Origin of the sequence: Streptomyces sp. NPDC051569, from assembly GCF_044454085.1 — a bacterium.
Lineage (GTDB): Bacteria > Actinomycetota > Actinomycetes > Streptomycetales > Streptomycetaceae > Streptomyces.
The window spans coordinates 205,964-218,166 of sequence record NZ_JBITDJ010000008.1 but is presented as its reverse complement, the minus strand read 5'-3'; the positions used below and the strand labels follow the sequence as shown (position 1 = coordinate 218,166).

General features: G+C 70.6%; 15 protein-coding genes. 6 read left to right on the top strand and 9 right to left on the bottom strand.

Features of this window, described 5'->3' with window-relative positions; translation table 11 throughout:
• Window positions 1-348: 348 nt before the first annotated feature.
• The 6 genes from ACIBAE_RS15690 to ACIBAE_RS15665 all read right to left on the bottom strand — a co-directional run bounded on the left by ACIBAE_RS15690 (window position 349) and on the right by ACIBAE_RS15665 (window position 4,665).
• Window positions 349-1,212 carry a hypothetical protein gene (locus ACIBAE_RS15690; RefSeq protein WP_399285337.1) on the bottom strand — a complete coding sequence of 288 codons (864 nt, stop codon included), beginning with the start codon at window positions 1,210-1,212 and terminating at the stop codon, window positions 349-351.
• 301 nt (window positions 1,213-1,513) lie between these two features.
• The gene (locus ACIBAE_RS15685; protein ID WP_399285335.1) at window positions 1,514-2,404 is read right to left on the bottom strand and encodes a glycosyltransferase family 2 protein; all 891 of its coding nucleotides are present in this window, start codon (window positions 2,402-2,404) and stop codon (window positions 1,514-1,516) included.
• Window positions 2,401-2,580, bottom strand: coding sequence for a hypothetical protein (locus ACIBAE_RS15680; RefSeq protein ID WP_399285334.1), 180 nt, complete (start codon window positions 2,578-2,580; stop codon window positions 2,401-2,403). The genes ACIBAE_RS15685 and ACIBAE_RS15680 overlap by 4 nt, the downstream gene beginning before the upstream one ends.
• Before the next feature lie 101 nt (window positions 2,581-2,681).
• Complete coding sequence (locus tag ACIBAE_RS15675; protein WP_399285332.1) at window positions 2,682-2,843, bottom strand: hypothetical protein; 162 nt, start codon at window positions 2,841-2,843, stop codon at window positions 2,682-2,684.
• Complete coding sequence (locus ACIBAE_RS15670) at window positions 2,840-3,340, bottom strand: hypothetical protein (protein ID WP_399285330.1); 501 nt, start codon at window positions 3,338-3,340, stop codon at window positions 2,840-2,842. Before ACIBAE_RS15670 ends, ACIBAE_RS15675 begins: the two co-directional genes overlap by 4 nt.
• Before the next feature lie 71 nt (window positions 3,341-3,411).
• Entirely contained in the window at window positions 3,412-4,665 is a 1,254-nt protein-coding gene (locus ACIBAE_RS15665) for a helix-turn-helix domain-containing protein (protein ID WP_399285329.1), read from the bottom strand.
• 310 nt (window positions 4,666-4,975) lie between these two features.
• Between ACIBAE_RS15665 and ACIBAE_RS15660 the strand changes: the two genes are divergently transcribed.
• Together ACIBAE_RS15660 and ACIBAE_RS15655 are read left to right on the top strand one after the other, a co-directional pair.
• Window positions 4,976-5,338: a hypothetical protein gene (locus ACIBAE_RS15660; protein WP_399285327.1), complete on the top strand. Its 363-nt coding sequence runs from the start codon at window positions 4,976-4,978 to the stop codon at window positions 5,336-5,338.
• A gap of 904 nt (window positions 5,339-6,242) precedes the next feature.
• Window positions 6,243-6,689 (top strand): GNAT family N-acetyltransferase, encoded by a 447-nt coding sequence (locus ACIBAE_RS15655; RefSeq protein WP_399285326.1) that lies wholly within the window; start codon window positions 6,243-6,245, stop codon window positions 6,687-6,689.
• Window positions 6,690-6,749: 60 nt separating this feature from the next.
• Here ACIBAE_RS15655 and ACIBAE_RS15650 read toward each other — a convergent pair whose 3' ends face one another.
• Window positions 6,750-7,019: a DUF4031 domain-containing protein gene (locus ACIBAE_RS15650; RefSeq protein ID WP_399285325.1), complete on the bottom strand. Its 270-nt coding sequence runs from the start codon at window positions 7,017-7,019 to the stop codon at window positions 6,750-6,752.
• On the bottom strand, window positions 7,016-7,399 hold the full coding sequence (locus ACIBAE_RS15645; RefSeq protein WP_399285323.1) for a hypothetical protein: 384 nt from the start codon (window positions 7,397-7,399) through the stop codon (window positions 7,016-7,018). Before ACIBAE_RS15645 ends, ACIBAE_RS15650 begins: the two co-directional genes overlap by 4 nt.
• Before the next feature lie 99 nt (window positions 7,400-7,498).
• On the opposite strand from ACIBAE_RS15645, the gene ACIBAE_RS15640 reads away from it, so the two are divergent.
• The 3 genes from ACIBAE_RS15640 (at window position 7,499) to ACIBAE_RS15630 (ending at window position 11,097) form a co-directional block, all read left to right on the top strand.
• Entirely contained in the window at window positions 7,499-8,419 is a 921-nt protein-coding gene (locus ACIBAE_RS15640; RefSeq protein ID WP_399285322.1) for a MurR/RpiR family transcriptional regulator, read from the top strand.
• 75 nt (window positions 8,420-8,494) lie between these two features.
• The gene (gene murQ, locus ACIBAE_RS15635) at window positions 8,495-9,427 is read left to right on the top strand and encodes an N-acetylmuramic acid 6-phosphate etherase (RefSeq protein WP_399285321.1); all 933 of its coding nucleotides are present in this window, start codon (window positions 8,495-8,497) and stop codon (window positions 9,425-9,427) included.
• Between the two features lie 83 nt (window positions 9,428-9,510).
• On the top strand, window positions 9,511-11,097 hold the full coding sequence (locus tag ACIBAE_RS15630) for a PTS transporter subunit EIIC (RefSeq protein ID WP_399285320.1): 1,587 nt from the start codon (window positions 9,511-9,513) through the stop codon (window positions 11,095-11,097).
• A 137-nt stretch (window positions 11,098-11,234) separates the two neighbouring features.
• Here ACIBAE_RS15630 and ACIBAE_RS15625 read toward each other — a convergent pair whose 3' ends face one another.
• Window positions 11,235-11,468, bottom strand: a complete 234-nt coding sequence (locus tag ACIBAE_RS15625; RefSeq protein ID WP_399285371.1) for a hypothetical protein — start codon at window positions 11,466-11,468, stop codon at window positions 11,235-11,237.
• 209 nt (window positions 11,469-11,677) lie between these two features.
• Between ACIBAE_RS15625 and ACIBAE_RS15620 the strand changes: the two genes are divergently transcribed.
• On the top strand, window positions 11,678-12,163 hold the full coding sequence (locus tag ACIBAE_RS15620; RefSeq protein WP_399285319.1) for a hypothetical protein: 486 nt from the start codon (window positions 11,678-11,680) through the stop codon (window positions 12,161-12,163).
• Window positions 12,164-12,203 lie beyond the last annotated feature (40 nt).

The following is a 12,203-nucleotide window of genomic DNA, read 5'->3' as shown; positions in this document are numbered from 1 at the left end:
TGACGCGGCAGCACCAACCTCACGAAATAGCACAGCCAGCCCGGGATGAAGGACACTGCGGCTACTGACGATATCCGGCGGGCGAGGTCCGCTGCGCCAGGGATTCCTCGGCGCGTATAGAGAGCGAGGGCGGAGCGCATCGTCTCCAGTTCACGGCGATTGCGCTGGGAGGCGACGCCGTCCATCAGCTCGACGCTTCGGCTCCACAGGCCGATGGCTTCTTCATGCCGGTCTTGGGCGGCGACTGCTTTGGCGATGTTCGCGAGGGTGAGGCCCCGGACGCGGCGGCAGGGTCCTGCGGCGCGTTCGTTCAGCGCTCGTCGGTAGTGGCGCTCGGCGGCCGGGTGGTCACCCATCTCCGACAGGGTCCGACCGGTGTGAGAGGAGACGACCGCGGCGACCGGCCCCGCGGCTGCCGCGTAGTCGGGAAGGCTGTCTGTGCCGGCGAGCACGGCGTCCTCTGCGGCAAGGATCAAAGCGGCGGCTTCCGGGCCGTTGCCGCTTGCCCCGTGGGCCCGGACAGCCGCGATGAGCAGAAGCGCTTCGGTACGCCGGTCGACTTGGCCCCGCGCGCACCAGCGCTGCTTCGGCGAGTTCGACGGTGCCTGCCGGCTGGCGGACATCGATGGCCTGGTGGACAAGCGCCCGCATCGCCCAGGCGGCGTGCCCGGCCGGGTCGGACTCGCAGGCGAACCGGTAGGCGAGCTGGTAGAAGCGCTGGGCGGCGCCCTCACGGCCGAAGTCATGGCACTTCCACCCGACCAGGGTGGCGAGCGCGGCGGCGGCTTCGAAGGCACCACGTCGGACCTGGTCGTTGGGGAAGGCCCCGTTGAGCATGGGGGAGACTACATCGCTGAGAAACACAGCGACGACAGCGAGTCCATGGCCGCCGCCGAGCCGCTCGTCGGCGGCTCGGAACGTCTCGGTGAACTGGCGGACCGTGGCGACCTCGTCGGGACCGACGCGCCGGCCGGACCCGGCGCTGCGCAGGGTGGTGGCGGCGGCCTGGCGGTCGAAGGTGAGCGGGAACAGAACAGCGCTGGTGGAGAAGGCGAGTGCGAGAAAGTCGCGGCGGTTGTGCACGATGAGTCTCCCCAGGTCGGATGCGGCGGCCACAGGGCTGACCATGAGGTCGGTGCTGCCGTCCGGGCCCAGGCCGATCTCGGCGACCGTCACAGGACGCCGGAGCTTTCTGGTAAGTGCCTCGGCCACGTAGGCGGGGGTCCGCCCGGCTGGAATAGCGCCGGCAGCGACCCAGGCGTGAACGGCCGAGCGGGAGGTCCGGAGGGTGTCTCCCGTCTCCGCCGCGACTGCCCTGGTCGCCATGGCCAGCGCTTCGTATGTGTAGCCGGCTTCTGAGATGACGGCGGCGAACCTGTCGTTGGGAGTCCTGGATCTCGTCAACGCGCCCCCTCAAGTGGCCTGTGAGAAATGCAAACTGACCGACCCGCGGTAATCCCGCTGGTGGCCTGGTCGGTGGGAGAGCTGGATCCGGCCACGGCCGTGGCGCCGGTCAGAACACGGGAGGACGTCCGGCCCGGGTCAGGCGCCACACGGTGGCCCAGGAGATGGGCCGTCGCTCGCCGTGCCCGCCGTGCAGGCCTTCCCACAGGCCGGCGAACCACGTGGCCAGAGGCTTGCGGGACCGCGTCCGGGCGGCCGTGATGCCGATCCACGACGCGATGTAGATGGGGACCAGCGGCGCGGGCAGGCGCCGGTAGGCGACCCAGACCCGGTTGCGGGCGACCAGGCGCAGGTAGAGGTCGTGGCGGGCCGGGTCGGTGGCGGGGTGGTGGACGATCACGTCCGGGGCGTACCAGCCGGTGAGGCCTTCGTCCCAGATCCTGAGCGCGAGATCGAACCCCTCGTGGTAGAGGAAGAAGTGGCCGGGCCAGCCGCCGACGCGTTCGAAAACGTCGCGGCGGACCAGGATGACGCCTTCGGCCATCGCGGCGACGGTGCCGGGGCGGGTGGGGTCGCCGGCGCGCAGGCGGGGGACCCAGCGGCGCACCGTGACGCCGGTGCCGGGGTCGGCGATGCGCGGCTGAACGTAGGCGGCCGCGGGATGCCGGCGGGCCTCGGCAACGAGCTTGGCCAGGACGTCGCGGGCGGGCAGGATGGCGTCGTTGTCGAAGAAGAACAGGAACTCGCCGGCGTCGGCTCCGGCGAGGGCCTCGGCGCCGACATTACGGCCCCCGGGGATCCCGAGGTTCTCCGGCAGGGCGAGGGCTGTGACGCCTTGAGGCACGAGGTTGGGTTCGCAGCCGTTGCCGACGACGATCACGCGCAGGTCGACGTCCTCCTGGTTGAGCAGCGAGGCCATCGCCTTGGGAAACTCTTCGGGCCGGTCGTTCATCGTGAGGACCACGACGTCGACGGTGGCGGCCTTCGTGGTGCTGGTCATGCGCTCTCCGGTGCGGGGGTGACGGGAAGGATGTGACGATCAATCAAGTCACACAGGTCGGCGGCGATCTGCGCCACCGGGCGGTGGGCGCTGTTGACGATGGCGGGCCAGTCGTGCAGGCGGGCGAGGTGCCGCAGACGGGTGGCGATGTGCTCGGTGAAGTCACCGAATTCCATCGGGTCGCGGCTCACTGTTCCGGCGCGGCCGAGTACCGGGTCCGGTGATGAGGCACCGCCCCGGCCGGGGTCTCACACGCAGTCGGCGGCCGGGGCGGCGATCAGTGGTCCCGCTGCGGGATGGCGGGGGGAGACCCGCCCGCGAGATCGCCGGGCGTGATGGGCGGCCCGTGGAAGAGCATCGTCACTCCGTGCTCTTCGCAGTACGCGCCGGTCTCGTCCTCGTCAGGGAAGTCGTGTTCGCCGCTGACGCATTCCGTCATCGGTGGGCCCCCTGTTCGATGCGCCGTGCCTGGCCCGTCCGGAGAAGCGCGTCGACGGCCTCGACCTCGCAGAGCCGTCCGACGCTCTCCGGAGGCACCGCCCAGTGCACGCCGATCGGCTCGATGCGGTCGACCCGGGGGACGGCGAGCCAGCAGTTGAGGCCCTTGGCGGTGGCGAGGGGCGAGTGCCAGGTCTCCGCTGTCCCGGCGGGGACGAGGGCGTAGTACCAGGCGGCCGGATCGTGGATGACGGGGCCGTCGAGGATCTTGGCGAGGGCGCCGCCGACCTTGTCGGGCTGCGCGGTGCCGACGGCGGCATGGACCAGCTGCTCGCGGACGCGGATGGCGTCGAAAGTGAGGCCGGTCCGGAGGAGCGCGTGCCGACCGACGTCCCAGTCGCGGCGGCCGACTGCCGGCGCTTCCTGGCCGGACAGCAGCCATCGCGAGAGTGCGGAATCGGATTGGATTTTCGCGTACACGATCACCCCTGCGTCCATGGCGGATTTACCACCGATGACGGTAGGAGAGGGCAGGCAGTGCCAGACGCACAGAATGTGCGCCCTCGGTGTCAGGCCGTCAGCAGCCCCAGAGTAAAAGCGAGTTCGGATGCACGCCGTCGGCGAGCGGGGACCTTGGATTCGACGTGTTCCAGCACGATGGCCTTCGCGTACCCGTTGTACTTGATCGTCTCCGGGGCGGCCTGATGTGCGCGGTCCAGGGTGTCGAGCGCCACGTCCGGCTGCCCGTCGAGCTGGTAGCCGCGCGCCTCCTCGATCCGGTGGCGCGCCCGGCGCGGCCTGGACGGGATAGCGGTGGCATCCGAGGCGGCGGCCTGGCGCACCGACTCCCCGCCCGCGCGGAGTTCCACCGCGACGGTGACCGCGTGCGCGCCCATGATGGCCCGCGAGAAGGACGTGATCGGGTGGTAGTAGTCCCCGGGGAGTCGCAGCGCCATGGCGCGCGCCTGGTCCCAGCGCCGCCACGCCGTGCCGGTTTCCCGGCGGCGCGCGGCGGTGTATCCGGCCTCGAAGATCAGCGCGCCGGTGATGGCCAGGACATGGTCCGAGGCGTCCGGGAGCAGCGGGGTGAGGAACTCCAGGGCGTCGGCGGTGACCTTGTCCGCGGCGTCGTAGTGGCCCGGCCCGCTGTCCCTGTGGGCCTGGGCGGTGAGCCAGGACGCCACCCCGATGGCGTGCGGGTCTTCGGACTCCTGCGCGGCGATCATGCCCCGCTCGGCGATCCGCCACAGCAGAGGTGCGTCGGGCTGATAGGCGACGAAGAACTGGGACAGTGAGTACACCTCGGAGAGCGCGCTCTGGGCCGCTCGTCGGTCAGCGGCGCGGTCCGCCTGGCGTACCGCGAGCTGTGCGTCGCGAATCAGGTCCGGAAGCAGCGCGCCGATGACATCGCGGTGGTTGGGTGCCGAGTGGCGTGCCGTCCAGGCGCGGGCGAGGCGGGCTTGAATGTGCGCGGTGGTCGGCGCCTCGCGCCGCATGGTGAGCGGGTACGCGTTGATGGCGTCCTTGACAGCGCCGAGCCGCGCGTGGCCGGGCCCGGCGAAGAGAGACACGGGCACAGAGCTGTTCCCGACGAGCGCGGAGAGATCCGGCAGCCGAAGTACCTCGGCCATGCGGAGAACCGTCTCCAACTTGGGTGTCTGGAGCCGTCCTTCCTCCAGAGCCCGGACCCAGGACGCGGTCCTGTCTCCGACGAGACCGCCGAGCTGAGCGCGCGTCATGCCCCGCCGGGTGCGCAGGATCTTCAGCCGCTGCCCGAATGCGATCGGGTGGGCGTACGGGTCCGGGGTAGCGTCAGACGGCACGGCCTTGCCCCTCTCTGAACAGCTCGACATGGTCAGTATGGGGCGAGGCCATTCTCATGTGAGTCGAAGTACGCGAAAGTGCCCCCTGCCGGCCCGAAGGCCGAACCGCCGGGCTCCTCACATCCGCGTTCGCGATCGGCACAGTGATCGGCGCCCCGCTGCTCGCTGTGGCGACGCTGCCCGACCGCGACGCCGCCACGTTGGAGGAGATCGCGGGCATCTGACAACCCGCGCGGGACCGCTCAGTCCGGTCCGTTGACCAGGAGAAACCCGTAGTCATCGGACTGTTCCGTATGCCACGCTCCAGCAAATGGAGCCCCACAACGAACAGGCCGCAGGCGAGGTCCTGCATCAACGCGGCTGGCGCAAGGCATTCACCGTCCAAGAGATGGTCGACAAGTGGGCCTGGCTCGTGGGCAAAGTCGAGGACGGTTACAGCCACCTGGTCGACGAGTACACCAACAACCTCTACAGCCGGAACTGGTTGCACGAGGCATGGCCGATCCTCACCGAGCGCGAGATCGTCCTATGGACCCCGCAGATCAAAGCCCTCGACGACCGCTTCCGGGCCGCCACCGTCTTCGACGACGGCATCGCCTTGTCGCAGTTCGCTCGGCAGGCGCCACCGACTGATCCTCGGCAGCACGACGCACGAGAGTCCGCCGAGCCATGATCGCCACCCGGATCACTCGGACGAGCGACAGTATCGACCCCAACTCGGCGTCACGGATATGCAGTCTATGAATCGCCGCAGGTCAGAGCCGGATCATGAGCTCCTGCGATCGGTAAACGCGACGAGGCCCGAGAGTCCGCCGACCCGGTCCGGCTGATGCGCCTGTTCGGGATCACCTCGCACACGGCGATCCACTACGTCCGCACGGCCCACCCCGAGCGCTGCACCATCGACCCCACCCAGGCATGACGAGATGCTTCCTATTCTGCTCTGCCGCTGCTCAAGGACGTGAGCACGTGATCCACCTCATTCGGCATCACAGCGACAAGAAGGGTCCCCTCGGCAGAGGTGCACTCAACAATTCTGGACCGACCGTTGATCCTTAGCGCCTCGCGCCATGACGGTGAACGCACGCTGACCTGCCGCAACTCATCCGGGAGGGTCACTGCCGCACCGGCCTTGGTCCGTGGCTCCCAGCCCATTCCGGCGGGACCTATCAACAGCCGCCCCCAAAGCCATCGCCCTTAGAGCGAAGGATGCCGGAGCAGGCAGGGAACCTTGATCACATTTGCCTGAGCGGCACTGTCTGCTCGCTGCTTCACTCTGCGGCGAAGCAACCACGCCGTCAGTCCTGCCGCTGCCAGAGAAACCACCAGTTCGATCACTGAAGCATTCAAGCAGCGCTGAACCTGAGTGCCCAACCCTTCAAAGGCTCGCCATTCCAACGGGTTCACTTGCACTCGACCTTCAGAATCTGCGAACCCGCTGGTTTCGGCCTTCGGCCTCGGCAAGGCCCTCGGGGCCCTCGCTCCGACGCACGAGGTACTGTTCGCCTCCCGGGTGCCAGAGGTGAGGGTGCTGCGCGAGGTGTTGGCGCTGCCCCCCGGCGGGAGGGACAGCGGCCGTGGTGCGGATCAGCGAGGCAACCGCAGCGGATGTTGAGGCGATCTCCGAGGTCCTCGGAGAGATCGAGGCCTACTACGGCGGCGAGCCGGTGCCCGGGAACCCCGAGCAGATCCGTACGGCCCTGTTCGGCGACCGGCCGGCCGCGACCGTCCTCCTCGCGCGGGACGCGGACGATGTCCTTGGGCTCGCCTCGTACACCCTCCTCTGGCCTGCCGCCGGGGCTGAGACCTCCCTGTATCTGAAGGAGCTTTTCGTACGGTCCGAGGCACGGCGTCGCGGCGTCGCCCGCCTGCTGATGGAGGAGCTGAAGGCGGCGGCGGTGACCGCCGGATGCTCGCGTGTCGAGTGGACGGCGGACACGGACAACCCGGCCGCGCTCGACTTCTACAAGGCCCTCGGTGCGCAGCCACGGGACGGCAAGGTGTTCTACCGCGCTGCTCTGTAAAGCACGAACGCGCCCCGCCCGGCCGGAAGTCGGAAGGGCGCGCGAATCCCCCCCACGGCGCTAAGCGGAGGGCCGGCCCTTCGGCCGCCGTAGTCCCGCCCCGGTGATCCTGCGGACGAGTTCCTTGGAGCCGATCTCGACCGCGCCCGCGCGCACCGCGTCCGGGTAGCGGTCGGACGGGACGTCGTAGTGGTCGCGTTCGAAGGCGCGGGGCGGGCAGCCGATGGACGCGGCGAAGGCGTGGAGTTCGGCGAAGGAGACGTCGCTGACCAGGTGTGACCAGAACCGGCCGTGACCGGGCCAGTCCGGCGGGTCGATGTAGACCGTCACGAGGTCCGCGTACCGTCCAGCCCGCCCACCGCCGCGACCTCCGTGCCGGCCTCCGCGCACACCCAGTGCGGGTCGGGCCCCAGCTCCGGTTCCACGACCAGCGCGTGCGGCTCGGCCTCGTCGCAGACCTGGCAGACCGGCCAGCGCCCGTAGCCCTCCAGCAGCCCGTCCTGTACGTCCTGGGCCACCAGCCCGGCGACGTACGTGATGCCCTCCGGCCACTGCTCGGCCCACCAGCGACGGTGCGCCACCGAGTCCTCGACCAGGGACACGACGTCGGGGCCGGCGACATCACCCGCCGCGAGGTCGGCCAGGACCAGGGCACGTGCGCTGTGCAGCGCCTGCTCCAGGGGGTTCACATCCGGGGTCGTTTCGTCCATCCAGCCATTGTCACACCGTCCCCGACAACACCGGAGCGACCCGTGAAAGGCCTGTACGAGGGGGTTGACCCGGGCCCTCTTTGAAAATATCTTTCATCCGTGACCCATGACGTGAAGGAAAGTTTCAACGGTGGGGCCCCGCCCGCTCCCGCCGCCCTCGCGGCGAAGGTGCGGACGCTGGCGCCGTCCATGACCCGCTCCATGCAGCTGGTCGCGGAAGCCGTGGCGAGCGACCCCGCCGGCTGCGCCGCGCTCACGGTCACCGGTCTCGCCGAGCTGACCGGCACGAGTGAGGCCACCGTCGTCCGCACCGCCCGCCTCCTGGGCTACCCCGGCTACCGCGATCTGCGCCTCGCGCTCGCCGGCCTCGCCGCCCAGCAGCAATCCGGCCGCGCCCCCGCCGTCACAGCGGACATAGCCGTCGACGACCCGATCGCGGATGTCGTCGCCAAGCTCGCGTACGACGAGCAGCAGACCCTCGCCGACACGGCCGCCGCGCTCGACACCGTCCAGCTCGGCGCCGTCGTCGCCGCCGCGGCCACCGCCCGCCGCATCGACATCTACGGCGTCGGCGCCTCCTCGCTGGTCGGCATGGACCTCGCCCAGAAGCTGCTGCGCATCGGGCTGATCGCCCATGCCCACAGTGACCCGCACCTCGCCGTCACCAACGCCGTGCAGCTCCGTTCCGGCGACATGGCCATCGCGATCACCCACTCCGGCTCCACCGGCGATGTCATCGAGCCGCTCCGGGTCGCGTTCGACCACGGCGCGACGACGGTCGCGATCACCGGACGTCCGGACGCTCCCGTGTCGCAGTACGCCGACCACGTGCTCACAACCTCCACCGCTCGTGAGAGCGAGCTGCGCCCGGCGGCCATGTCCAGCCGTACGAGCCAGCTCCTCGTGGTCGACTGCCTGTTCATCGGGGTCGCCCAGCGGACGTACGAGACGGCCGCCCCCGCGCTCTCGGCGTCGTACGAAGCACTCGCCCACCGCCACAGCCCCCGCAGCGCGCGCTGAGCGGCGCCCCCCGCGCCCGCTCCCGCGCCGCCCCACCCCCCACTAGCCGGTAGCCAGCAGAAAGAGCCCCCCTCCATGTCCTCCCAGTACGGCGAACTCCGCGCGCAGCTCGACACCCTCACCACCGAGGCGTTCCGCCCCGAGCTGGCCGAGATCGACCAGCTGCCCACGCTGGAGATCGCCCAGATCATGAACGGCGAGGACAGCACCGTCCCCGCCGCCGTCGCCGAGCAGCTCCCCCGGATCGCCGCCGCCATCGACGCCACCGCCGAGCACGCGGCGCGCGGCGGCCGGCTGATCTACGCGGGTGCGGGGACGGCGGGACGGCTCGGCGTGCTGGACGCCAGCGAGTGCCCGCCCACCTTCAACACCGATCCGTCCGAGGTCATCGGCCTGATCGCGGGCGGCCCGAGCGCCATGGTGACGGCCGTCGAAGGCGCGGAGGACTCCAAGGAACTGGCCGCCGCCGACCTGGACGCCCTGCGGCTCACCCCGAACGACACGGTCGTCGGCATCTCCGCCTCCGGCCGCACCCCGTACGCGATCGGCGCGGTCGAGCACGCCCGGAGCCTCGGCGCGCTCACCATCGGCCTCTCCTGCAACGCGGACAGCGCGCTGGCGGCGGCGGCCGAGCACGGCATCGAGGTCGTCGTCGGCCCCGAACTGCTCACCGGCTCCACCCGCCTCAAGGCCGGCACGGCGCAGAAGCTCGTCCTCAACATGATCTCGACGATCACCATGATCCGGCTCGGCAAGACGTACGGGAATCTGATGGTCGACGTGCGCGCCTCCAACGAGAAGCTGCGCGCCCGTTCCCGCCGGATCGTCTCGCTCGCCACCGGCGCGACCGACACCGAGATCGAGGCCGCGCTCGCCGCGACCGACGGCGAGGTGAAGCACGCCATCCTCGCCATCCTCGGCGAGGTCGACGGCCCCACCGCCGCCTCCCTCCTCACCGATTCCCAGGGCCACCTGCGCGCGGCGCTCCGAGCCGCCCGCACCGCCTGAACCACCGACCGGGGCACCTTCCGGGACACCGACTGAAAGCCGCCTGACAACCCGTACCTCCGCACAGCAAGGCACCACGCACCATGGCATCAACTGACAAGAACCGCGCCACAGCCGAGGCGATCCTCCCGCTCGTCGGGGGCGCCGCGAACGTCGCATCCATCGCGCACTGCATGACCCGGCTCCGCCTCGGTCTGCACGACCGTTCCCTTGTCCAGGACGAAGCGCTGAAGGCGCTCCCCGCCGTCATGGGCGTGGTCGAGGACGAGACGTACCAGATCGTCCTCGGTCCGGGTACGGTCGCCCGGGTCACGCCGGAGTTCGAGGCGCTGGTGGAGGCGGAGAGGGCGGCCGCCCCGGCCCCCGCCCCTGCCGCCGCGCCCGGCTCGCAGCAGACCGGCTCCGCCACGACCGGCCCGCAGCAGACCGGCTCGCAGCAGACCGCCGCCACCGCCGAGGAACTGGCCGAGCGCGGCGCGGCGATCAAGGCGGCCCGGAAGGCGAAGAACACCACGCCGTTCAAGCTCTTCCTGCGCCGGATCGCCAACATCTTCGTGCCGCTGATCCCCGCCCTCATCGGCTGCGGCATCATCGCCGGCCTCAACGGCCTGCTGACGAACCTCCACTGGCTTCCGGCCCTCGTCCCGGCGCTCGCCGCGCTCGCCTCCGGCTTCATGTCGCTGATCGCGGTCTTCGTCGGCTACAACACGGCGAAGGAGTTCGGCGGCACGCCGATCCTGGGCGGCGCGGTCGCCGCGATCATCGTGTTCCCGGGCGTCGCGAACATCGACGCGTTCGGCCAGAAGCTCTCGCCGGGCCAGGGCGGTGTGCTGGGCGCGCTGGGCGCGGCGGTGCTCGCGGTGTACGTCGAGAAGCTGTGCCGCAGGTGGGTCCCGGAGGCGCTGGACGTCCTGGTCACCCCGACCCTGACGGTGCTCGTCTCCGGTCTGGTCACGATCTTCGGCCTGATGTTCCTGGCCGGTGAGGTCTCCACGGCGATCGGCGACTTCGCCAACTGGCTGCTGGCGAACGGCGGAGCGGGCGCGGGCTTCGTCCTCGGCGGCCTCTTCCTCCCGCTGGTGATGCTGGGCCTGCACCAGGCGCTGATCCCGATCCACACGACCCTGATCGAGCAGCAGGGCTACACCGTTCTCCTCCCCATCCTCGCGATGGCGGGCGCGGGCCAGGTCGGCGCGGCGGTGGCGGTCTACTTCCGTCTCCCGCGCAACGGTTCGATCCGGCGCACCATCAAGTCGGCGCTGCCGGCCGGTTTCCTGGGCGTCGGTGAGCCCCTGATCTACGGCGTCTCCCTGCCGCTGGGCCGTCCGTTCATCACGGCCTGCGTCGGCGGCGCGTTCGGCGGCGGCTTCGTCGGCCTGTTCAACCAGCTCGGCGCGGCGGTCGGCTCGACGGCGATCGGCCCGTCCGGCTGGGCCCTGTTCCCGCTCCTGGACGGCAACAAGGGGCTGGGCGAGATGATCCCGGTCTACGCGGGCGGTCTGGTGGTCGGCTACCTCGTCGGCTTCATCGCCACGTACTACTTCGGTTTCACGAAGACGATGCTGACGGAGCTGAACGCGGACGCGGAGGACACGGAGCGGGCGCCGGCGCCGGCGAACGTTCCGGCCGTGGAGCCCGTCACGCAGCAGCGGGAAGCCGCCCAGGCCTGACCGGACGACCGGTACGAGCCATGCGCGCGACAGCCGAGGGCGGCACCCCGCACGGGGCGCCGCCCTCGGCCGCGTTCAGAAGCCGCTGTCCGGCCCCCGCCGGGCTCGGACCGCCCGGCACGGCCGCACCCCGCCGCTCACGGGTACCGCCGCTCACGGTTCATCTCCGTCACCTTCGCCCGCAGGACCTCCCCGGGCGGAGCCGGGTGGACCGACTCCGGCGGACAGTCCCACTGCGTTCCGCCGCCCGGCGGGCGCAGGAGGACGTAGCTGCCGTCGCGGCTCATCACCCGTCCCACCCGCCCGTCCCGGGAATCCACGGCGTACGACCCCAGCTCGGGCACGTACCCACTCTCATCCGCGCCGCTCATCGCCGCCGCGCTCCCTTCGTTGCCGGTCACCATGACCACCGCCCTCCACGCTGAGTATCCGCTCTCCCTACGCTCCGTGGCCGACGCCGCCGGTCCGAACCGGGTCGGCACCACAACATCCCTACGTGTTCCGACCGGAGTCCCCATGGGTGGACGGAACTGGTCGCCCCGGTCAACGGCACGGACGCCGATGTGGCAGGCTCCCCCCGGTGTCGATTTTTGATCTCCTGACCGACGTGGCGAAGACGGGCCGGATGGGTCCGGTGTTCTCCGGGGCCCGCTGGGACGACGTCACGGCAGCCCTCGGTGAACCCATGAACATGGCCCTGCTCAGCGGCTCGCGCGACGGGCCCGAGCTGCTGGCGTACGGCGACCTCGAAGTCAGCGCCTGTCACTGCCGGAGTGTGGTGGAGGCCATCTGCGTCCAGACCTGGCGGGACGTCATCGAACTGCCCGGCCGCCCCGCCGAACCGGGCCCCCTCGCCTACGACCAGGTCGCCGCGGCCCTGGACGCGGCCGCGTGCGACTGGGAACCGTATCCGCCGCTCACCTTCGGCACCCAACTCACCCTGGTCACCACGGCGACGGGTACGACGTTCACCTTCGAGGCGTTCGATGGTGCGCCGCCCGTGCTCAATGTCGTGGGACTGCTCGTCACCCCGCACGGCTGCGCGGAGAATCCCGCCGCCACCTGACCGGACGCGGCAACTCCGCTTCTCCGGAAGCCTTTTGCCG